This is a genomic window from Aeribacillus composti (genome assembly GCF_007827555.1).
Taxonomy (GTDB): Bacteria; Bacillota; Bacilli; order Bacillales; family Aeribacillaceae; genus Aeribacillus; species Aeribacillus composti.
The window spans coordinates 1-21,311 of record NZ_VISS01000028.1 but is presented as its reverse complement, the minus strand read 5'-3'; the positions used below and the strand labels follow the sequence as shown (position 1 = coordinate 21,311).

The window sequence follows — 21,311 nt, the reverse complement described above, 5'->3', positions numbered from 1 at the left end:
TCTTTTGGGAATAAGCGTACAGAAAACTATATTTTTTGCATCAATTTTTCTATTCGATTGGAGCTTCCGAAAATCTCAATATGGTATTTGACATTTTCATATGCGGCACGGATAACATCTTGATGAAACACAAAATAATCTGTATAGCAAGAAGATTGGACATTTTTATTTATATGATTGATAACATTGTTGAAGGTTGAAGTAGCAACATTAATTTTTCTAATTCCTAACTTAATGCATTCTTTAAAATCATTCTCTTCGATTCCCGATCCACCGTGCAATACAAGCGGTATTTCAACTCGCTCATCAATTTCCTTCAAACGGTCAAACCGCAAATTTGGTTCACCTTTATATACGCCGTGGGCGTTTCCGATCGCAATTGCTAATGCATCTACTTTTGTTTCTTCCGCAAATTTCTCAGCTTCTTCAACCCCTGTAATAATTATTTCGATATCTTCTGACCCATCTTCGCTTCCTCCGACTCTTCCAATCTCAGCTTCAACGGTTGCACCGTAGAAGTTCGCCAGTTTAACAATTTCTTTTGTCTTTTCTATATTTTCTTTTAAAGGTAAATGTGATCCATCATACATGACAGATGTAAAGCCGATATCAAGTGCCTGCTTAATTTTTTCATAAGTTAAACCGTGATCAAAATGAACCGCTACTGGGACAACAGATTGTTTCGCAGCTTCAACCATTAATGGGCCGATTAAATGAAGCGGAGAATGCTTCAAACGAACTTCGGCAATTTGCAATATAATGGGCGATCGTAATTCCTCTGCCGCTTGGATCGCCCCCATAACCATTTCCATATTTGCAACACTAAATGCGCCGATTCCAAAATTGTCCTCTTCCGCACTTGCGAATATCTCTCGCATTGTCACTAAAGGCATTTATTCATCATCCTTTTCCTATACCGACTATTTTCTGGGGAAAATCTGTACTTGCTATTACGTTTTCTATACAAGATCTTCAATGAAAAACAACGAATTTTTTTCTTAAATGGTTTGTTAAAACTCGACTTTCACCGGTACTCCTTTTTCAAATGACTCTTGCGCAGCTTTGGCAATTCTTTGTGCTTGCAAACCATCAAATCCACTGCACAAAACAGATTCATTATCCATGCAAGCATGAACAAATTGCTTAACTTCTTCAATATAGGCTTCAGAATAACGTTCAAGAAAGAAATAGAGCGGTTTATCCTTCACAACATGGTCAGATGTTGATAATTCAACTGTTGTCGGCCGGCAATTATCAGCAGTTGCCGCCCCTTTATCTCCAAAAATTTCTACTCTCTGATCATATCCATAAACGGCCTGTCTGCTATTATCAATGACACCTAATGCACCATTTTCAAATTTTAGTGTTACAACTGCCGTGTCGATATCACCGGCTTTGCCAATTTCTGAATCTATTAAAACGGCTCCTTGAGCAAAAACTTCAACTACTTCACTGTTTACAATATAACGAGCCATATCGAAATCGTGGATCATCATATCCATAAATAAACCGCCTGAAGTCCGCACGTAATCAATGGTTGGCGGTTTTGGATCCCTTGAAGTAATTTTTAAAATATGAGGTGTTCCAATTTGTCCTTGTTGAACAAGATCGTGTAGCCTTTTAAAATTCGGATCAAAGCGTCTGTTAAATCCTACTTGAAATTTGACGCCAGCCTTTTCAACTTCATTAATTACCTCTACTGTTTCTTCAACTGAAAAACTAACCGGTTTTTCACAAAAGATATGCTTACCGGCCGCCGCAGCCTTTTTAATAATTTCGGCATGCGTAGAAGTTGGAGAGCAAACAAAAATGGCATGGATTTCCGGATCACGTAAAAGATCCTCATAATTATCCGTAACTATTGAAATGTTCTTTTCTTTTGCCCAATCTTCCATTTGAGCAATCATTACATCCGATATTCCTTTAATCTTTACATTTGGTATATGCTGCATGTTTTCTGCATGCAGCCGCCCGATTCTCCCTGCTCCAATAATTCCAATGTTTATCATGTTCCGATCTCCTCCATTTTCACCAAGAAAATGACCATCATTTGGCATGATGAAATCTGCTTGCTCATCATTAAAAGTTTTTTATTTAAGTAAATAAAGGATCATTATATTAATGAGCTCGAGCTAAAGAAGCTCGAGCTATTTAATGGTTTTACGTGTCCGACACACTTGTTGTTGCGAACAACCATCTTTTCATCAGTTAACAAAAATTTATTCTTTCGTAATGCTTTTCAAGAATTCTAATTTTTCTTGCGCATTTTCTTTTGTGATGACATCAATGCCGCTGTCAATTCTTTTTTCAACTTTTTCACCTTTTATAGCTTTAATTGCATTTTCAACTCCTAAATATCCCATGTCATAAGGGCTTTGAGCAATTGTTCCGGCTAATTTTCCGGCTATAATCGATTCAACAGCTTCAACTGTACCGTCTGTGCCAATGACCGGGATTTTCATTCCTTTAGCTTCAACTGCCCGGAGCACTCCAAGTGCCATATCATCGTTTGCAGCAAATACACCTTTAATATTTTTATTGTTCTGTAATATATTCTCCATTACTGACATCGCTTTTGATTTATCACTATCTGCCGGTTGTTCAGCTACTACTTTCATCCCAGCATCTTCTAAAGCTTTTTTGGCTCCTTTTATACGCTCATCTGTTGCAGTGTTCCCAAGAGCACCGCTAATAAGAGCTACTTCATCCCCTTTATTCAACATTGATGCAAGCAATTTTCCAGCTTCCTGACCAGCTGTGAAGTTTTCTGTTCCAATAAATGTTGTTTTATCTTTCAGTTCTGCGTCTGTATCAATGAGCAATACAGGAATGCCCTGTTGTGTAGCCTGTTCTAGTGAAGGAACAACAGTTGAAGGCTGAGTTGGCGAAACAACTAATGCCCCCGGCGATTGATTGATTTGGTCCTCAATCATATTTACTTGTTCGATCACTTGAGACTCTGAAGCTGGTCCTACAACATTTACTTCAACACCCAATTCTTTTCCAGCTGCTTTCGCACCAGCCTCTACATATTTCCAATATGGGCTGCTTAACGTTTTTAAAACGACTGATATTGTTTTACCTTCTAAATCGTTGCCTTCTTTCTCACTACTTCCCCCTGAAGATTTTTCACCCCCACATCCAGATGCAATAATCATGCTAGCAGCCATTGCTACAACACCTAAAGATTTCACCCATTTTTTCATAAAATCATCCCCCTTGAATTTATAAATAAATTTTAAATATTAACACTATTTTTAAAAAAGTTAGTCTTTCTTGCTTTTTCTCTGTCTAATCACATCTACATAAACAGCCGCTATAATAACAAATCCTATGACTGCCATTTGAAAATCGGCTGAAACATTCAATAAGTTAAGGCCATTTCTCAACACAGCAATAATTAAAGCTCCTATCAGAGTTCCCCAAACTGTTCCAACTCCACCAAAAAAGCTTGCTCCGCCAATAATTACCGCTGCAATGGCATCCAACTCATATGATAAACCTGCAAGCGGGAAGGCAGAATTTACTCTTCCTACCATAACTAATCCTGCCAGCGATGCCATAAAACCACTGATTGTATAAACTATGACAAGAACACGATCAACATTGATTCCAGATAAATGAGCTGCTTCTTTATTTCCTCCAATTGCATAAATATATCTTCCGGTTTTTGTTCTAGTTAAAAATATATGGAAAATGATATACATCACGATAACTAGCAAAAAGCTCACAGGAATTGGACCGACAAATTCTCTCCCCAAAAATTGAATTAAATACGGAAATCCGGCAATTGGTGCAGCTGCTGTTACAATCAGCGCTAAACCACGTGCTATGTTCATTGTTCCAAGAGTAGAAATAAACGGATGAGGCAATTTAAGCTTTGTCAGCAATATTCCGTTTAACCACCCAAAAAAACACCCAACTAATAAGCATACAAGAATTCCTAAAATGGGATGCATGCCCATATTAACGGAAACAATCCCCATTAACATGATTGAAATAGCTAAAATGGATCCGACCGATAAGTCGATACCTGCAGTCAAAATCGGCAAGAGCATCCCTAAAGCCAACAATGCATTAATGGATGACTGTCTGGCGATATTCATGATGTTGTTGATGGTTAAAAACTTATCCGATAGAATCGTGAGAACTGTACATAAAATGATAAGCCCGATCAGAGCGCCAAACTTACTAAGATAATGCTTGACAGATTTCTTTTCAACATTCGTTTCCGAGCTGTTCACCGCTAACTCTCTCATCAATTACTCCCTCCTGTAGCCGCTTTCATGATCTTCTCTTGCGAAGCTTCATTTATAGGAAAGTCTGCTGTTATTTTTCCTTCAGACATCACAAGTACGCGATCGCACATTCCCAAAATTTCCGGCAAATCAGACGAAATCATTAAAACGATGGCTCCATTTTCAACTAATTGATTCATCAACCGATATACTTCCACTTTAGCGCCAACGTCGATACCACGTGTCGGTTCATCAAATATAAAGACTTTCGCTTTTGTACAAAGCCATTTGGCTATAACGACTTTTTGCTGGTTTCCTCCGCTCAGCTTTCTTGCATTCAGTTCAATATTTCCCGGGCGGATTTTCAATTCTTTTACATAGTCCATGGCTCCCTGCTTGATTTTTTTCAAATCTATTAATTTGCTCTTTTTTCTAAAGTTATCCATATTAGCAAGGACAATGTTCATGTATAACGGTTGATCCAGCAGCAAACCTTCACTTTTTCTATCCTCTGTAATAAAGGCTATTCCGGCAGAGATGGCGTCCCTAGGTGATTTAATGTCGACTAATTTTCCGTCAACATAGATCTTCCCTTTTTCCTTTTTATCTGCACCAAAAATGGCTCTTGCCAGCTCCGTTCTGCCGGCACCAACAAGTCCGGAAATACCGACAATTTCGCCGCGGCGAATACTAAAGCTGACAGGTTCTTTAAAGCCGCTAACTTTTAAATCTTCGACTCGAAAGCCTTCTTCCCCTAACGTAAAGGTTTGTTTTGGATATTTTTCTTCAAGAGTTCTACCTACCATCAGTTCAATCCAATGATCCGTGCTCGTTGTCTTTACTGGAAGTGTATCGATTTTAAAGCCGTCTCTTAAAATAGTGATTCGATCGCCAATTCGTTTAATTTCTTCAAGTCTATGAGAAATAAATATGATAGCAATTCCTTTTTCTTTTAATTGTTCGACCGTTTTATATAACTGTTCTACCTCCGACTGGCTCAAACTCGCTGTTGGTTCGTCCATGATAATTAATTTCGCATCTAAAGTAAGAGCTTTCGCAATTTCAACTAGCTGCTGCTGACCTATTCCTAAGTAACCGAGCGGCTGCTCTGCAATAGCTGGATCTTGTCCAAGCATCTGCAAAAATTGCTTCGCGCTTTCTTTCATTTGTTTGTGGTTGATAAATGAAAATTTTCCATTCCCTTTAATTTCCCGGCCTAAAAATATATTTTCATAGACTTTCAGCTCTGGAATCACGTTTAGTTCTTGGTATATCGTTGCTATTCCAAGCTGCATGGCATCCAAAGGTGAGCTGATTTGAACCGGCTGGCCTTCCCAATAAATTTCTCCTTCATCTTTTTGGTAAGCTCCCGTCAAAATTTTAATCAACGTTGATTTACCAGCCCCATTTTCGCCTAACAGCACATGAACTTCCCCAGGTTTCACTTCAAAATCAATGCCCTTCAAAACATGATTATTTGAAAAGCTTTTTTTAATGCCCTTCATCACCAGTAAGCTTCCTTCAGCACTAGCCAATGTTTTTTCCTCCTTTCTCTGCGTATAGGAACTAATCTATTAAGAGAATCAACAGCTATTCTGAAGACAAAATCATAATATTTTAGATGTTTTCAAGGAAACTTTTTCTTGCTTAAAAAACGATTCTTGTGCCGCAACAGCAATTTCTTGAGCTTTTACTCCATCTTCAACAGTTACTTTAGGTTGATACCCCTCTAGTAAAGCATTGAAAAAGTCTTCCAGTTCGAGATAATAGGCGTCTTTAAATCTGGTCGGAAAATCTTGAACAATATCATGAACTGCGCCAGAACTGGTCAAAACTTGAATGTTATGTTGACGCAAGCCGCCAATAAAAATCGTTCCTTCCGTACCTATTACTTCCGCACGTATATCATAGCCATAATGGGCATTTCTGCTGGATTCAACGTCACCAACGGCTCCCGATTCAAATTCTAAATAACAGAGAGATTGATCCACATCTTGATATTTGGACATAAACGGATATTTTAAAACTTTGCCGTGAGCTGATACTGCTTCAACGTCTGATTCCATTAAATACCTTGCAATGTCAAAATCATGAATGGCCATATCAATAAATATACCGCCGCTATTTTTTATAAATTCTTCAGGAGGCGATGCTGGATCTCGGGAAATTCCCCGAAAATAAATTGGTTTTCCGATATCTCCTCTTAAAATTCTTTTTTTGGCTTCAGCGTACGCTGGATCGAACCGTCTCATAAAGCCGACCTGACAAATTGTGTTATGCCGCTTCATTATTTCAAAAATTTCTTTCGCTTCGTCTAAATTGCTGACAAGCGGTTTTTCAACAAAAACTGCTTTATTGCTAAAAGCTGCTTCCTTCAACAGTTCAAAATGCGTACTCGTAGGAGAAGCAATGATAACAGCCTCAATCCGATCATTGGAAAAAATATCACTTGGATTTGTAGTGAAGTTAGGAACATCTAATTCTATGGAAACTTTTTTGGCAAGCTCTTCATTTCTATCACAAATGTATACTAGTTCGGCGGATTGGATTTTTGTCTTAACGTTTACGGCATGCCAATATCCAAGACGTCCTAGCCCGATCACTGCACAGCGAATTTTTCTGTTCATTTTCATTACCTTCCTAAAATTTATTTAGACTTGCTACTACGGATTGATTGCGCAAAGATTCATAACCTTTTTCTATATAATGAATAACTTGAATAGAATTTCGGATTCCATAAACTGGTTGTTTTCCGTTGATAATGCAATCATTTACATGCTCCACTTGATTGAAATACTGATTATCTTTATATGTTTCAAACAGTATTATTTCGTTATTGTCATCTTTTACAATTACTTTGCCCTTTTGATCTGATGACACATCAGGCCGAAAAGAGGAATCTACTAAAATGGTTCCGCGCTCTCCTATAATTTCATACCGATTAATAAATGGCAGCTTCATGCTGGCGGTAATTTCGGCTGTTCTTCCAAACTCATCTACAAAAATACAAGTTGATAACATATCCACTTTATGTTCAGGGTCAACTTCCCCCAACATAACAACTTTCTCTGGTTTTATTCCGATGATCTGGCTCATCGCATGAACTCCGTAACACCCGACATCCCACATAGCTCCTCCGCCTAATGCGGGGTTTAAACGAATATCATCCCGGTCTTGCAAACTCCAAGAAAAATGTGATTTTACATGCAATATGCTTCCGATCATCCCCGAAGCCAATAAATCCTTTACACGTGCATGTTGTTTATGGAATTGATACATAAAGGCTTCCATAAAAATTACGTTGTTTTGCTCTACAGCTTCCTGAACCTTCAATAATTCTTTCGTACTAACAGCTGCAGGCTTTTCTACTAAAATATGCTTTCCCTTCTGTGCAGCTTTTATTGCCCATTCGGCGTGCAGGGCATTTGGAAGAGGAATATAAACTACATCAATCGATTCATCTTCTAACAATTGATCGTAATCACTATAAACCTTTGGAATATTGAATCGGGCGACTTTTTCTTTGCTTCTGCTCGCAATCGCTACAACTTCGGAACGAGAGGATTGTCTCAGGGCAGGAAGAAGCTGCTCGTAAGCAATATTAGCTGCACTCATAATTCCCCACTTTACTTTTTCCATTTTGATCACCTTTCACAAAATTTTCTGAACGGCAAAGGTAAAATCATGACCGCCCAGCATCCCATTACAATCAAAGTTACGAATCGATTGTTTCGATTAACGGGTGACATTTTTTTAAAGAGCGAAACTGTTGTTTGTTTCATCCTCCATGCCCTGCTTAAGAGTTGTTTAATAATTTTTCATTTATATACTTACGAGCAATTAAAGCGTATTCCAATGGATGGGCTATTGACGGATCTTGTTCGGCTTCAACGATAATCCATCCTTTGTATTGATGGTCCAATAGTTTTTGATAAAGTACGGTAAAATCAATGCAGCCGTCCCCTGGTACCGTAAAGATTCCGCTTAAGAAGGAATTCATGAATGATTTTCCTTCTTTTTTGCACTCCTCCATTATCTTTTTTCTTACATCTTTAAAGTGCACGTGTTTTATGCGGTCAATATGCTTGTTTAATAGCTGCTGGCAATCTTCATCGGAAACATAGATGTGGCCTGTGTCATAGAGCAGGTGCACGTAGTTTGCATCAGTGTTTTCCATTAACCGATCAATCTCCGGAAGGGTTTGAACCCCCGTTCCCATATGATGGTGATAAACTAATTTCAAACCGTACTGCACAGCGATTTTTCCCAGTTCGTTCAGACCTTCGCACAATTGGGTCCACTCGGCATCTGTAAAGTGCGGCTTTTCGGAAAAAACATTTTTATCGGTACCTTGAATGCTGTAAGTCTGCTCAGAAACTACTGCCACATCTGCATGAACTTCATACAAGTATTGACAATGCTGATGGAAAGCCCGTTTAGCTTCTTCTATGCCGTCGCGGATAATAAAACTGCTAAACCACCGTCCTGCTATTTTTAAGTTTCGCAGCTTCAATTCCTTGTTTAACACTTTCGGCTCAGGGAAAAAGCTGCCAACTTCGGTGCCTTCAAAACCTGCGACAACAATGTCGCTTAAAAGGTGCTGCAACGTATTTTCAGCTCCGATTTCCGGTATATCATCATTTCTCCAGCCAATCGGCGAAATTCCCCATAAGATGTCTTGCTCTCCCATTGTTTGTCTCCTTCTTTAATATTGTTTGGCAGTTTTTAAATTTTCTTGTTTTTCTTTAAATGCTTTTTGCACACTTTCCTTCTCAGAGACTTCCGCAACCCCGACATGCCACCAGCTTTCATAGCCATTTGTCATGGTCTTTGGAAGCACTTTCATTTCTATTAAAGTAGATACATTTTGTTTCTTGGCATCTTCTAATGCTGCTTTCAATTCTTCGACTGTATTGGCACGGTAAGTTTTGGCTCCGTAGCCTTCAGCCACTTTTGCATAATCAATGTTCATGATTTGATTGTCATGTGTTCGGAATTCGCAATAATAGCTTCCCATTCCATTGCCCATTTGCAGGTTGCTAATACAGCCAAATCCTGAGTTGTCAAACAGCAAAATATTAATTTTATGATTATATTGAATGGCTGTAACCAGTTCAGAATGCAGCATGAGGAAGCTGCCGTCGCCGACCATGGCATAAACTTCTTTGTTAGGCTGCGCAAGCTTGATTCCTAAAGCACCCGATACTTCATATCCCATACACGAATACCCGTATTCCATATGGTATGTGTTAGGTTCTGTTGAATGCCATAAGCGTTGAAGATCTCCAGGCAATGAACCAGCTGAACCGATGATGATACTGTCAGGCGAAACCGCTTCATTAATCGCCAATAATGCAGTGGTCTGCGCCAATTCTGTATTTAACGCATCTGCATATTCATTCAGCACTTCTTGGGAAAACTGATCTTTTATTTCCGGTGTAAAGTTTTCCCTGTCAAACACTATCTTGCTTAAACGGTCGCGCTCTCTCAGCCACTCCTCTTTTAATTCGACAATTTGATCTCCGAATTCGCTTTTATACCCGTCCAACAGCGGGAATAACAGCTCCAAAGTTGTTTTGGCGTCTGCGACTACTTGAAAACCATCCATTTTATAGGCCTGCAAACGGCTGACATTAATGTTCAAAAACTTTGCCTGTTCAAAATTGAACGCTGTTTTCGACGAAGTCGTAAAATCTGTATATCTTGTTCCCACTCCAATAATCAAATCCGCTTCTTTAGCCGCTTTATTGGCAGCTAATGTTCCGGTTACTCCGATTCCGCCCAAATTATTTTTAAATGTTGATTCGACTGTCGATTTTCCGGCTTGCGTTTCGACAAGCGGAATATCGTGCTTCTCGGAAAGCTTGATTAAAATATCCCTCGCTTGGGAGTATTTTGCACCGCCGCCCACAATGATAAGTGGTTTTTTGCTTGATTTTATTAATTCTGCAGCTCCCTTTAGCTCTCGATCAGTCGGCAATTTGCGGTCAAGATAGTGCACCCGTTTTTCAAAAAATTTCTCATCAAAATCAAACGCTTCCCCTTCGGCATCTTGCGAAATGCAGATGGTCGCAGGACCCGCTTTGGCCGGATCTGTCATCACTTCAAAAGCTCTGATTAAACTTGACATCAACTGTTCAGGGCGTGTGATCCGATCCCAATATCTTGATACGGGCTTGAGCGCATCATTGGTTGTCACCGCCGTACTATATTCATGTTCCACTTGCTGCAAAACAGGATCAGGCTGGCGGGTTGCAAAGGTATCTGCAGGGAGCAGAAGGACGGGAATATTATTGGAAAGAGCTGTACCCGCTGCCGCGACCAAGTTGGCCGACCCCGGTCCAACCGACGTGGTGACGGCAAATATTTTTTGCCGAAGCATTTGTTTGCTGTAAGCAATGGCTGCATGCGCCATTCCTTGTTCATTTTTCCCTTGAATTACTTTTAAATGGCCGGGATCTTGCTCAAGCGCCTGACCAATTCCTAAAACATTGCCATGTCCGAACACATTGAAGATTCCTTCCACAAAGGGAAATTCTTTACCGTCAACGTGAATGTATTGTTGGTTCAAAAATTTGATTAAAGCTTGAGCTGTTGTCAACCGGATAGTTCCCATCTTTTTCACCCCTGATCGTATTCAATTATGATCTTTCGGCAATGAGTTGTTCGATTTCTTCTGCTTTCGGCATTGCATCAGAAGAGCTGTGTCTGCTGACGACAATAGCTGCTGAGGCGCTCCCGTATTTTAAAGCCGTCTCAATGTCCTTGCCTGTAATTAGCGCATACAAGAAGGCTGAAGCGTATGCATCCCCTGCACCGAACGTTTTTAATACTTTTGTCCGATAAGCATTCGCTTGAAATGTTTCACCTGATTTCGCATACGCATAAGAGCCTTCAACGCCATGCTTAATGATAATCAGGTCGGGCGAATGCTGAAATAAATAGCGAACGGTCTCCTCGTTTTTCCCGTCTTTTGTTCCTTCCATGATATCGTATTCGTCGCGGGTGCCGATCACAACGTCTGCCTTTTCCGCCACCAATGAATAATAAACAGAAGTTTCATCAGTAGATATCCAAGTGTACGGGCGATAATCCAATTCAAATATGACTTTCACATCATGTTTTTTCGCCAGAGAGATCGCTTTCAAAACAGCTTCTCTCGAAGGGCTTTTAGATAGCGCCGTACCGGAAACAAGCAAAATTTTGGATCTTTTGATATATTCCTCATCTACCTCGGACGGTTTCAAATAGAGGTCTGCTACATTTTCACGATACATTAAGATGCTGCAGTCTTCCGGACTTTTAATTTCTGTAAAAGTCAATCCGGCTTTATGCCCCTCCTGATCAACGACCATATGGGATGTGTCAACCCCAACATTGCGCATATACTGCTCAATAAAACGACCATGCTGATCGTCTGAAATTTTTCCGATGAATCCAGCCTTCAGCCCTAATTTTGAACAGCCAATGGCAATATTAGCCGGAGAGCCTCCAACATATTTTGTAAAAGTCATCGTTTCTTCCATCGGACGGTTGTATTCCACAGCGTTTAAATCAATGCATGCACGGCCAATTGCAATGATGTCAAATTCTCTGTCAGTATTGAAATCATATCTCATCTTTGATAAACAGCTCCTTGTATTTTTTAACGTTTCAATATCCATTCATGATCAGGGTCATTGTAAAATTTCCAAATCCGTTTCGGGCCTGCCATAACATTTAAATAATAAGAGGTATAACCGTCTGGTACGCCGACCGGATGATATCCTTTCGGCACGATGACAACATCACCGTTTTCAACTGTCATCGTTTCATCTAGTGAACGATCGTCCGTATAAACTCGCTGAAAAACGAATCCTTGAGGCGGATCCATTTCATGATAATAGGTCTCTTCCAATAGCGACTCATTTGGTAAGTTATCACGGTCATGCTTATGCGGAGGATAGCTTGACCAATTGCCGCTTTCCGTAAACACTTCCACCACTAAAAGACTATTCGCACTTGGATCTGAATCAGGCAAAATATTGTGGACAAAACGTTTATTGTTAAGTATCCCCCTATGCTCGATTCCTACATTTTCTGCTTTAATCCATTTCGTAGGCAGCTGACGTTCAGACGGGGAATAGCATAAGGCAACGCGCGCTTTTGTTACTCCTTCAACCTCAAAATGGCGCTGATTGGAAACATATACGCTGTCCGTCGGGATCTTTTCAAAAACACTTTCCCGCGTGCCTAAATTTTTGAAATTTTCATCACCGACTGAAACATTAATTTTTCCCGTTAAGGCGACGATGCAGCATTCTTGGTTTCCTAATAATTCCGAATATTTTGCGTTCGGATCTAAATCAATGACTTTAAATCCCACATATTCCAAAGGAGAGTTTTCTGATGTTACTTCATGAACAACTATTACTCCCTTTTCGATTTCTTTATTGTTCGGTTTTCGCAGCAAATGACTCATATATACCTCCCTCACATGGCGGCGGTTTTCTTTTTCTTAAAGGAAAGAAAACCGAAAAAACAATTGTTTTCTTAAAGCTTTTGACAAAGCCGTCGCGCTCTCTTTTCCGATTCATTTTCAGGCTCATGAAGCTGAATAATGAGCCTGAAGGATGAATCTTCTATCACATTACCAATCTATTATTCAAAACTTGGCGTTTTATAGCGCGCTGTTACAACCTTTTTGCGCGTATAAAAATCAACGCTGTCTTTTCCGTTGGCGTGCAATGTTCCAAAGAACGAAGACTTCCATCCGGAGAACGGGAAGAACGCCATTGGAGCCGGCACTCCTAAGTTAACGCCTAGCATACCTGCATCAATATTTTCGCGGAAATAGCGAATGGCTTGAGCGTTCGTTGTAAAAATACATGCGCCGTTGGCAAACTCAGATCTATTTGCAATTTCGATCGCTTCTTTTAAATGTTTCACCCGAATGATCGATAAGACAGGTGCAAAAATTTCGTCCTTCCAAATGGTCATATCGGTTGTAACATTGTCAAAAATCGTAGGTCCGATAAAAAACCCGTCGTCAGTTGCGCGATTGCGTCCGTCACATACCAAGGTTGCGCCTTCTTCAACACCCTTTTCAATATAACGGATCGTGCGTTTTTTATTTTCTTCTCGGATGACCGGTCCTAGCAAGACACCGTCATCAAGGCCGTTGCCCATTTTAATATTTTCTGTTTCTTCTTTTAACTTGGCGATAAATTGATCAGCAATTTCTTCCTCCACCGTCACAACTGAACATGCCATGCATCGTTCTCCTGCTGATCCGAATGCTGAAGAAATAATGTTGGTAACAGCATCATCCAAGTTGGCATCCTTTAACACAATCGTATGGTTTTTCGCTCCAGTCAACGCCTGAACACGTTTTAAATTTTCACTAGCCCGTTTATAAACGTATTCGCCAACCGGCTTGGAGCCAACGAACGAAATCGCTTTGATATCCGGATGATCCAAAATTCCATTGACAACATCATGCGCTCCATTTACCACATTTAATACACCTTTTGGAAGACCCGCTTCTGTAAACAAGTTGACTAATTTTTCGATTAAGAGCGGTGTTCTTTCAGATGGTTTTAATATAAAAGTATTGCCAAGCGCTATTGCCATTGGGAACATCCAGCAAGGCACCATCATCGGGAAGTTAAACGGAGTAATCCCGCCGACCACGCCGATCGGATAGCGGTAATTGGTCGCCTCAATATCAGTCGCAATCGTTGATAAGGAATCCCCCATCATTAAAGTAGGCGCTCCTGCCGCAAACTCTACATTTTCTATTCCGCGCTGAACTTCTCCTAATGCTTCAGAATAACTTTTTCCATTTTCAATCGTAATGATCCGCGCTAATTCTTCCCTATGCTTTATTAACAGCTGCTGAAAATTAAATAGAATTCTTGCACGGCGAGGAACAGGGACGTTTTTCCATTCCTCAAAAGCTTTTTTGGCAACTTCTACAGCTTCATCCACTTCCTCTTTTGTAGAAAGCGGAACTTGGCCAATTACTTCTTTTGTAGCAGGATTGTAAACATCTTCATATTTTGTTGCTTTACTTTCAACCCATTCGCCATTAATGTAATTTTTTAATTTTAATGCGTTAGACATTTTCTGTCCCCCTTAATTCATCAACACTAGTTGATCATAAATAGTTGGTATGTTTTTTAAAAAATTGATGATATTATTGTTATATATTAGTTATATTTTGGTTATATCTCGATTTTTATGATAATATTAAAAGCGTTTTCAGTCAACAAAAATTTAAAAATATTTCTGCGACTAATCGGCTAAATCTTCATTATTATTGAACTTATAGGGTAATATAGATATAATTAACGTTGATGGTTAAGTTTTGGTTAACTTTATAATTTGTTTCAAATATTAGCCAGTGAAAACTAAAGAAAGCAAGAGGGATCCACATGTTAAAATCTAAACGAATAGAACAAATAGAAAAATATGTTTTTGAACATCAAACCGTTTCGTTGGACGAACTTGTTAAGGAATTCAATGTGTCAAAAAACACCATCCGGCGCGATGTTCAACAATTAGTTGAACGGGGAACGATCAAAAAGGTGTACGGAGGAGTTGCTGTTAATCATACAACATTAGAATCATTTACGGTCAGACAAACCCGCAATCAAAAGCAGAAAAAAGCCGTTGCCAAAGCAGCCGCAAAATATGTTGAGGACGGCGATATTATTTATATTGATTCGGGAACAACAACATTGGAAATGGTGGAATATTTGCAAACAAAACAGGTTACGATCATCACAAACAATTTGGACTTTATTATAAATTCGTACCCTTATCCAAACTTAAACGTTCTGACAACAGGTGGAGTATTTGAACGTAAAACGAAATCGTTTGTCAGTCTCAAAAATATGGATATATTACAAAGCTACAATATTAATAAAGCTTTCATGGCATCAACCGGCATCTCCATTTCAAATGGCGTAACGAACTCTTCCCCGCTTGAAAGCGAAATAAAACAAACAATTGTAAAAAGAAGTGAACAAGTTTATTTATTGGTAGATCATGATAAATTTGATAAATACGCTTTAATGACTTATTGCCGTCTTGATGAGGTTGATTATATTATTACGGACACTGCTCCGAGCGAGCAATACCAGGAATTTGCCAAAAAACACAATATCCAGCTTGTCATTGCTGATAATGAAAATTAAACATAAAACATGGATGACAAGCGGCTAGCAGCTTTTTCTTTTGTCAAATTGTTTTTGAGGAGACTGAATCCTTGTTCTCATCATGACTTCCTCAAGCTTGTTCACCTTTTAACGATGGAGACATATTTTAATAGATTTTCGAAATCGTTCCTGTTATTCTATGGAACAGGAAGAAATTGATTCATTCAGTAGATAAGTGTAAATTTTTTTATTTTATCGGACACAACAGAGTGAAAGCCATTCGATTATTCTATTTTCAAGCTGCTGGTCGAACCAATTGGCAAAAAGTATTTAAACCTGCGGTTACAATTGGACAATTTGCAAACAGAGAAGCCCTCCCTTCAACACCGCTTGATCAAAAATCAACTTAGTTATGCAAAAACCCCCGCCTTTTTTTCGTTTTGGGAACTAACTGTTGCAAAGTATGTATAAAGATTTTTAAGGCAAATCATGAAAACCTCCTTCGGCAAACATAAAACCCTTGGGCAAAGTCTTTTACTGGATTGCCCAAGGGTTTAAGAATATTTGCGAAACGAATTTATGAGTTGAGGAGCTACACCACATGTCGCTCACAGCCGCATATTTGCTTAGCATAGTTCTTCCTGAAATATTCTTCCGGTGATTATACCCCAACAGCTTACGAAGCAATGTTTCCAACCACCTTTTCCTCATCTAAGAGATGGTTTCAACAAAAAAGAGAATTGCCATAAGATTTCTATAATCAGGAACTGTATCATACGACTGGAATTTTTAGTAAATTTTCAAAACAAAACCTATCAAAGGAAAAATACCTCCTTTAAAGGCTCTGTCTTAGAAAAGGCTGGGACTATAAGATGCGAATGGGTAATTATAAGGGTAATGATGGTAATGATGGATATAATTTGGATTTTGGCGGGTCGATCTAGTTTGATCATTTTCATATTTCTTACGTTTACAGTTTTTATGTGGGCCGATAAATGTGTTCGGTTGAATAGGAGCTATAGTTTTCTTCCATTCCTGTTCATTCAGGCAATAAGTATGCGCCATGATATTTGACGGAGTAAGCTTTAAGATATCTGAACCTAAAATCACCTCAGGAGTCGGGGCATCAAATATTGCCAGAAGGTGTGTATTATCCTTGGTTGCTACTTCGTAATGCCACCATGCTTGCGGAATATTTACCACCTGCCCCGGCTTAATTGGATAGTTATGAATTTGTTTTGTAAATGGGTTCAACATCGAGACAGTGGCAGCACCGGAAATACAATAGACCAGCTCAGCTGCATTTTGATGATAGTGAGGTTCTATAACATTATTTTTGCTTAAAAAAATATCCAATAAAGATATGTTTTCTAATGTGTTTAACTGTTTAATTCCCAAGATATTTATAAAGTTGTGTTTATCCTTTGTGAACGATCTACTCTTGTTGACATCGAAGGTGAATTGCGTTTTAGGTGATGTGTAATCCAAATATGCAACCATGTGCACTCATCCTTTGTGTTTAAATATTTCACCATAATCTATGCAGACACGTATTAGTAGTGCAAGTACCTAAATAAAAAAGCCAAAGATCTCCCTGTACCTAAAATATGGGCGATAAAAAATTAGGGATAATCTTTTCCAAAAAGGGTAATATGCCGAAACTTCCTTGGGCTTTCTCGCAGCCAAAGGCAATTTTCCCCTTGACCGATTCGCTATCTATGCAGGATGGAATTTTGTCATGAAGACGTACACATTAATCGGAGCGAAATAGTTGAACTTTTATCGTTGCAAAAACATCAGGCAGCTCAATATCAACGTCATCTCTATTTTGTGATTTGGCCAGTTATTTTTCAGTCAAAATCATTTTTGAAAACAATAATGACTTTGTTTTAATTCGAAAATAGTTGCACAACTGACCAATGTAAGACTATACTTTTTGGGATAAGCAAATCACATACTGCCTAAGCCTTCCTTGGTCAATGGTTATAAATTCAGCATTCTGTTTGAAAGAAGAGCACTTCCTAATTGTAAAAAATAAAATGTTAAACAATAACTAATTTACCAATATTCCAAACCATACTAACTTGATACTTGGTTTATTCATAATATTCATTTATATACCCCTCGTAAGAAGATGATTTATTAAAAAAAATGAGAGTATAAAAAGAAACAGAAATTCAAAGCCCAAAAAAATGAATTTTAACATTTTATTGTTTATCTTTCCTCCTAATTGCCAAGCAAGAATAAACATAGATAAAATTAAGGGGAATAAACTTAAATATAGATTTTTAGTTAGTACTATAACGATCAATGCTAAGAAAAAAAGGGCAGTTGATAGAAAATTTGCAAATTTTGCACTCATGACATGACCTCCAATATTATAATGGGGTTATATACCATTCTATTATTGCTGCCAATGTAAGGAAAATTAATATTATACTGGTTAATAGGGTTATTTCAAATAACGTCTGTTTTATTAGCTGTTTTGCACTTAAAGAAGTACGGAAATATTCAATAATAATTGATACGCCTTTTAATCCAATGATTCCACTTATTAATATCGCAGGTATCTCAAATATTCCATGCGGGATTAGCTTTACAAAAATACTTGAAATAGACAATCCAAGCTCCAATTGCTGCTGAATAGAGGAACCGACTATTAACCCATTAGTTATCAAAAATATAACAGTAGAAATACCAAGAGAAAGTAATCCTGAAGCAATAACTAGTGATGCCTTTATATTATTAAAAAGTAAGTTTTCTACATCAGAAGCCTGTATATAGTTTAAGTCTCCTCTTACTGCATCTATTCTAAACAAATACCCCCCTGCCATCCCCCCAAAAAATAAAAGTAAAGAAATGACAAACAATATTTTGTTATTAGATACAAGCTTACGAACAACATCTTTTATACCCCTTCCCTGAAAATTCATTTGCTCATCATTTCTCCAGAATTTTTACCTAAGTAAACTGATGTAATACGCTTTTCTATTGAATCGAGACTTAATTTATTGGTTGAAAATTCCTCGACAATTTTACCTTTATGTAAAATCCCTATTTTATCGCATAGAGAATGTGCCAATTCAAGTAAATGTGTCGTTAGAATAACTGTTTTATCTGCTTTTACAAACTTTTTTATATACTGTCTTATAATATGTGAATTGATTAAATCGATTCCTGTCAAAGGTTCATCTAATAATAATATATCTGGATCGTTCAATAATGCTGATGCAATAGATACCTTTTGTTTCATTCCGTGGCTATATGTCTTAATCAATTCATCTTTTGCTGATGTTAAATTGAAGAGGTCAATTAAATAAGAAACTTTATCTTTTCGCAACTCTTTCGGAACATCTAAAATAGATGCAAAGAACAAAAGATATTCTTCCCCGCTTAAATATTCATATAAAGAAGCGGAATCAGGAACAAAACTTATTTTTTTATTGCTTTTATTACCAACAGGATTCATATTATCAATGTATATTTCACCATTATCTGGTTTGGATAAACCTGCAAGGATACGTAGAAAGGTAGTTTTCCCAACACCATTCGTACCAACAATCCCATAGATACAACCCGTATCCACTTGGAAATTAAGGTTATCTAAAACGATATTTTCATCATATCTTTTAGATAAATTTTTCACCTTAATCATTTTTTAAGAAAACCTCCCTGACTGAAATTTGTTTAGTATACGCAGCAACGATGGCATAAGCGCAAAAGAAAAAAGCAACGAGAATTAATATAAGAATACATGCAACCATAGTGTTTAATTTTAATCCGAAAAATTGATCTGCGATCAGTAATCCTCCTATGAAAACCGTGTATAGATAAGTTAGACCATTATTTAAAATGCTTTCTATAAAATTAGCTTTATGGGATTCACCAATTTCATAGGGATGCTCCCAATTTATCCGTGGGTATAACGCTGTTGAGAATATTTGAAATAAACCACTCAGTCCACCATAGGTGAGCATAATAGTGATTGATAAAGCATACAGAAAAATATTTACATTTATAAAAACAGAAGATAATAAGACGACGAAAAAAGTGACTAGAAATGTAAAAATAAAATATATATACCATTTTTCTTTGACAATATCCCACATTGTATATTTGGTATAAACAAGCAAGTGTATATTCTTGGCCTCTGTATCAATCGCTAATATCATTTTTAGTGATTCGCCAACAATTTGAAATATGGCAAAAGCAAATACTGTTATAATGGATAAAAAAAACAACGGTGATGTTGAATCAATAAAATGTTGTACGACTGGCAAGGCGATTCCGATAAATACTAGCAAGCCAAATATAGTTTTTCCTATATGCCCAATAAACCATGAACTAACACGCTTAATATGAAGTATGTCTTTTACAAAAAAATATTTATTCGTATTCATGAACTTATCTTTATCAGATATAGAGCTTTTATGGGTACGAATTTGGTAATAAGGTATTAAATCTAAATGATTTAATGTTTTGATCCATATCAAAGTGAATACACCAGCTATGAATAGCATGAAAAGAAAAACGATGAAAAGTTTATGAAACTCGAGATTATATATGTCCTTAGGCAGACCGAGTTCCATTAAAAAAGACTGATATTTTATCACAATATCTGCTAATTTAATTCCAAATTTTTGTGAATTGAATAACAGTGAAGCGATCGTGAAGGGTAATAAAAAAAATAAGAGCCCAACGACTATAAATAGAAAAAAGCGATTTAATAAACGCAGTGATTGTATATAAAAAAAATGGGAAAACAAAAAGCGGAAGTATGAAAAAAACATAGTCATTATTAAACTTAATAGAATAATTAGCGGAAAATAGTAAATCAAAAATTTCAGCTCAAAACTTGAGTAATTTATATGTATCCCTAAAACTACAGGCATTAACAAAACGAACCACATTATCACTGTATTTTTCAATGAGTCACCATAAATAGAAGCAATGACTTGCAACACTCTATAACTTTTTAATTGAGACAACATTTTTGTCGTGTCATAATAAAAAACAGAAGATTTTTTATTAAAGAAACTTAATGAGTTGAAGAAAGCAAGAAATATTACAAAGCTCAAAAAGACATTTAACCATGTATTTGCATCTAGATCCTTGATGATATAACCAGTTAAAAATACTGTTAAAAAAAACAAAGCACTCATAATAAAAATCATAATGAGTGTAATCCATGCATATATCTTTCTAAGATCAATTTTATCCAGCTGCCAGTCTACTAAAAATTTTCGCAGAGCAGATTTTCTGTTATATTTTATTATATTGATCATTTTATCTAAAAAAGAAAAGACAGAATTACTAGTAAACATTATTTAACTGGCACCTCCTGACTAGGTAAACAGAAAAAAGAGGGGGCTTGTAATCTTCCAGCTTTAATTACCAAGAAATAGCAAAGTCTCTTCCTGACTTTTTAATAACGGCTTTAATTGCAGTAATACCTCCAATTGCAATTAATCCGGCGCCGCTAATTCCAGCTACTGCCGCAACAATTGACCAAAGGGTTGAACCTCCAGAAACCAAATCAATAATAAGCCCTGCTGTAGCCTGTTTAATTCCGAGTTTAGTAGCTAATAATGCGAAAGATGAATTTACAGTTCCTATTTCAGTAGTAACTTGAGCTGACATTAAACCTAATGCAAAAGTTAAAAGACTAGCAAGTAATCCTAAAATCACAATTTTTTTCAGGTCTACACATTGCTTCATTGTTACTACCTCCTAAATTAGCAATTTTATACAAGCCCCTTTAATTCCCTATATTACCACATATAGGGTTAATTGTAAATTAAATTCCATATAACGAGTCAGTCAAGACTTTGTGGGAATTTTTTGGTTCGCTGAAAATAGATGTAAGTCATAGGTTAGCGAACCATTTTTTTGAATTTCATCCGTAAGCGCTTTCGGACTCTCATCCCTTGCC

General features: G+C 37.5%; 19 protein-coding genes. 2 read left to right on the top strand and 17 right to left on the bottom strand.

Translation table 11 applies throughout. The annotated features are described in order from the left end of the window. Positions 1–26: 26 nt before the first annotated feature. From FB379_RS13970 to iolA, 12 genes are all read right to left on the bottom strand, one after another. Positions 27–893, bottom strand: a complete 867-nt coding sequence (locus FB379_RS13970) for a class II fructose-bisphosphate aldolase (RefSeq protein WP_144598231.1) — start codon at positions 891–893, stop codon at positions 27–29. Positions 894–1,010: 117 nt separating this feature from the next. After that, complete coding sequence (gene iolG / locus FB379_RS13965; RefSeq protein WP_242009336.1) at positions 1,011–2,009, bottom strand: inositol 2-dehydrogenase; 999 nt, start codon at positions 2,007–2,009, stop codon at positions 1,011–1,013. Positions 2,010–2,219: 210 nt separating this feature from the next. After that, complete coding sequence (locus FB379_RS13960; protein ID WP_063387627.1) at positions 2,220–3,206, bottom strand: sugar ABC transporter substrate-binding protein; 987 nt, start codon at positions 3,204–3,206, stop codon at positions 2,220–2,222. A gap of 60 nt (positions 3,207–3,266) precedes the next feature. Further along, the gene (locus FB379_RS13955) at positions 3,267–4,259 is read right to left on the bottom strand and encodes an ABC transporter permease (protein WP_063387628.1); all 993 of its coding nucleotides are present in this window, start codon (positions 4,257–4,259) and stop codon (positions 3,267–3,269) included. Next, positions 4,259–5,743, bottom strand: a complete 1,485-nt coding sequence (locus tag FB379_RS13950; protein ID WP_063387651.1) for a sugar ABC transporter ATP-binding protein — start codon at positions 5,741–5,743, stop codon at positions 4,259–4,261. Before FB379_RS13950 ends, FB379_RS13955 begins: the two co-directional genes overlap by 1 nt. A gap of 102 nt (positions 5,744–5,845) precedes the next feature. Continuing rightward, positions 5,846–6,865, bottom strand: coding sequence for an inositol 2-dehydrogenase (iolG, locus tag FB379_RS13945; protein WP_066248131.1), 1,020 nt, complete (start codon positions 6,863–6,865; stop codon positions 5,846–5,848). Between the two features lie 13 nt (positions 6,866–6,878). After that, positions 6,879–7,877, bottom strand: a complete 999-nt coding sequence (locus tag FB379_RS13940) for a Gfo/Idh/MocA family protein (protein ID WP_066248129.1) — start codon at positions 7,875–7,877, stop codon at positions 6,879–6,881. Positions 7,878–8,034: 157 nt separating this feature from the next. Then, entirely contained in the window at positions 8,035–8,928 is an 894-nt protein-coding gene (gene iolE / locus FB379_RS13935) for a myo-inosose-2 dehydratase (RefSeq protein WP_144598229.1), read from the bottom strand. Positions 8,929–8,943: 15 nt separating this feature from the next. After that, the gene (gene iolD / locus FB379_RS13930) at positions 8,944–10,854 is read right to left on the bottom strand and encodes a 3D-(3,5/4)-trihydroxycyclohexane-1,2-dione acylhydrolase (decyclizing) (RefSeq protein ID WP_144598228.1); all 1,911 of its coding nucleotides are present in this window, start codon (positions 10,852–10,854) and stop codon (positions 8,944–8,946) included. A 25-nt stretch (positions 10,855–10,879) separates the two neighbouring features. Beyond that, positions 10,880–11,857 carry a 5-dehydro-2-deoxygluconokinase gene (gene iolC / locus FB379_RS13925; protein WP_094245022.1) on the bottom strand — a complete coding sequence of 326 codons (978 nt, stop codon included), beginning with the start codon at positions 11,855–11,857 and terminating at the stop codon, positions 10,880–10,882. A 26-nt stretch (positions 11,858–11,883) separates the two neighbouring features. Continuing rightward, positions 11,884–12,699 (bottom strand): 5-deoxy-glucuronate isomerase, encoded by an 816-nt coding sequence (gene iolB, locus FB379_RS13920; RefSeq protein ID WP_144598227.1) that lies wholly within the window; start codon positions 12,697–12,699, stop codon positions 11,884–11,886. A 179-nt stretch (positions 12,700–12,878) separates the two neighbouring features. After that, complete coding sequence (iolA, locus tag FB379_RS13915) at positions 12,879–14,342, bottom strand: methylmalonate-semialdehyde dehydrogenase (RefSeq protein WP_063387635.1); 1,464 nt, start codon at positions 14,340–14,342, stop codon at positions 12,879–12,881. 311 nt (positions 14,343–14,653) lie between these two features. Between iolA and FB379_RS13910 the strand changes: the two genes are divergently transcribed. After that, positions 14,654–15,418: a DeoR/GlpR family DNA-binding transcription regulator gene (locus FB379_RS13910; RefSeq protein ID WP_063387636.1), complete on the top strand. Its 765-nt coding sequence runs from the start codon at positions 14,654–14,656 to the stop codon at positions 15,416–15,418. A gap of 230 nt (positions 15,419–15,648) precedes the next feature. After that, entirely contained in the window at positions 15,649–15,789 is a 141-nt protein-coding gene (locus FB379_RS18490; protein WP_158640204.1) for a hypothetical protein, read from the top strand. 439 nt (positions 15,790–16,228) lie between these two features. On the opposite strand, the gene FB379_RS13905 is transcribed toward FB379_RS18490, so the two are convergent. The 5 genes from FB379_RS13905 to FB379_RS13885 all read right to left on the bottom strand — a co-directional run bounded on the left by FB379_RS13905 (position 16,229) and on the right by FB379_RS13885 (position 21,097). Further along, complete coding sequence (locus FB379_RS13905; RefSeq protein WP_066248124.1) at positions 16,229–16,879, bottom strand: cupin domain-containing protein; 651 nt, start codon at positions 16,877–16,879, stop codon at positions 16,229–16,231. Between the two features lie 878 nt (positions 16,880–17,757). Next, positions 17,758–18,312, bottom strand: coding sequence for a stage II sporulation protein M (locus FB379_RS13900; protein ID WP_130158051.1), 555 nt, complete (start codon positions 18,310–18,312; stop codon positions 17,758–17,760). Then, positions 18,309–19,034: an ABC transporter ATP-binding protein gene (locus FB379_RS13895; RefSeq protein WP_117017319.1), complete on the bottom strand. Its 726-nt coding sequence runs from the start codon at positions 19,032–19,034 to the stop codon at positions 18,309–18,311. Before FB379_RS13895 ends, FB379_RS13900 begins: the two co-directional genes overlap by 4 nt. Further along, complete coding sequence (locus tag FB379_RS13890) at positions 19,027–20,703, bottom strand: hypothetical protein (RefSeq protein ID WP_144598226.1); 1,677 nt, start codon at positions 20,701–20,703, stop codon at positions 19,027–19,029. Before FB379_RS13890 ends, FB379_RS13895 begins: the two co-directional genes overlap by 8 nt. 67 nt (positions 20,704–20,770) lie before the next feature. Next, positions 20,771–21,097, bottom strand: a complete 327-nt coding sequence (locus FB379_RS13885) for a circular bacteriocin, circularin A/uberolysin family (RefSeq protein ID WP_144598225.1) — start codon at positions 21,095–21,097, stop codon at positions 20,771–20,773. Positions 21,098–21,311 lie beyond the last annotated feature (214 nt).

Excerpts from the sequence above, each read along its gene's own strand:
- iolA (WP_063387635.1), bottom strand. The coding sequence starts at position 14,342 with ATGTCTAACGCATTAAAATTAAAAAATTACATTAATGGCGAATGGGTT.
- FB379_RS13905 (WP_066248124.1), bottom strand. The coding sequence starts at position 16,879 with ATGGTTGCATATTTGGATTACACATCACCTAAAACGCAATTCACCTTC.
- FB379_RS13940 (WP_066248129.1), bottom strand. The coding sequence starts at position 7,877 with ATGGAAAAAGTAAAGTGGGGAATTATGAGTGCAGCTAATATTGCTTAC.
- FB379_RS13960 (WP_063387627.1), bottom strand. The coding sequence starts at position 3,206 with ATGAAAAAATGGGTGAAATCTTTAGGTGTTGTAGCAATGGCTGCTAGC.
- FB379_RS13955 (WP_063387628.1), bottom strand. The coding sequence starts at position 4,259 with ATGAGAGAGTTAGCGGTGAACAGCTCGGAAACGAATGTTGAAAAGAAA.
- FB379_RS13900 (WP_130158051.1), bottom strand. The coding sequence starts at position 18,312 with ATGAATTTTCAGGGAAGGGGTATAAAAGATGTTGTTCGTAAGCTTGTA.
- FB379_RS13950 (WP_063387651.1), bottom strand. The coding sequence starts at position 5,743 with ATGAAGGGCATTAAAAAAAGCTTTTCAAATAATCATGTTTTGAAGGGC.
- FB379_RS13910 (WP_063387636.1), top strand. The coding sequence starts at position 14,654 with ATGTTAAAATCTAAACGAATAGAACAAATAGAAAAATATGTTTTTGAA.
- iolG (WP_066248131.1), bottom strand. The coding sequence starts at position 6,865 with ATGAACAGAAAAATTCGCTGTGCAGTGATCGGGCTAGGACGTCTTGGA.
- iolC (WP_094245022.1), bottom strand. The coding sequence starts at position 11,857 with ATGAGATATGATTTCAATACTGACAGAGAATTTGACATCATTGCAATT.
- iolE (WP_144598229.1), bottom strand. The coding sequence starts at position 8,928 with ATGGGAGAGCAAGACATCTTATGGGGAATTTCGCCGATTGGCTGGAGA.
- iolB (WP_144598227.1), bottom strand. The coding sequence starts at position 12,699 with ATGAGTCATTTGCTGCGAAAACCGAACAATAAAGAAATCGAAAAGGGA.
- FB379_RS13970 (WP_144598231.1), bottom strand. The coding sequence starts at position 893 with ATGCCTTTAGTGACAATGCGAGAGATATTCGCAAGTGCGGAAGAGGAC.
- FB379_RS13895 (WP_117017319.1), bottom strand. The coding sequence starts at position 19,034 with ATGATTAAGGTGAAAAATTTATCTAAAAGATATGATGAAAATATCGTT.
- FB379_RS13890 (WP_144598226.1), bottom strand. The coding sequence starts at position 20,703 with ATGTTTACTAGTAATTCTGTCTTTTCTTTTTTAGATAAAATGATCAAT.
- iolG (WP_242009336.1), bottom strand. The coding sequence starts at position 2,009 with ATGATAAACATTGGAATTATTGGAGCAGGGAGAATCGGGCGGCTGCAT.
- iolD (WP_144598228.1), bottom strand. The coding sequence starts at position 10,854 with ATGGGAACTATCCGGTTGACAACAGCTCAAGCTTTAATCAAATTTTTG.
- FB379_RS13885 (WP_144598225.1), bottom strand. The coding sequence starts at position 21,097 with ATGAAGCAATGTGTAGACCTGAAAAAAATTGTGATTTTAGGATTACTT.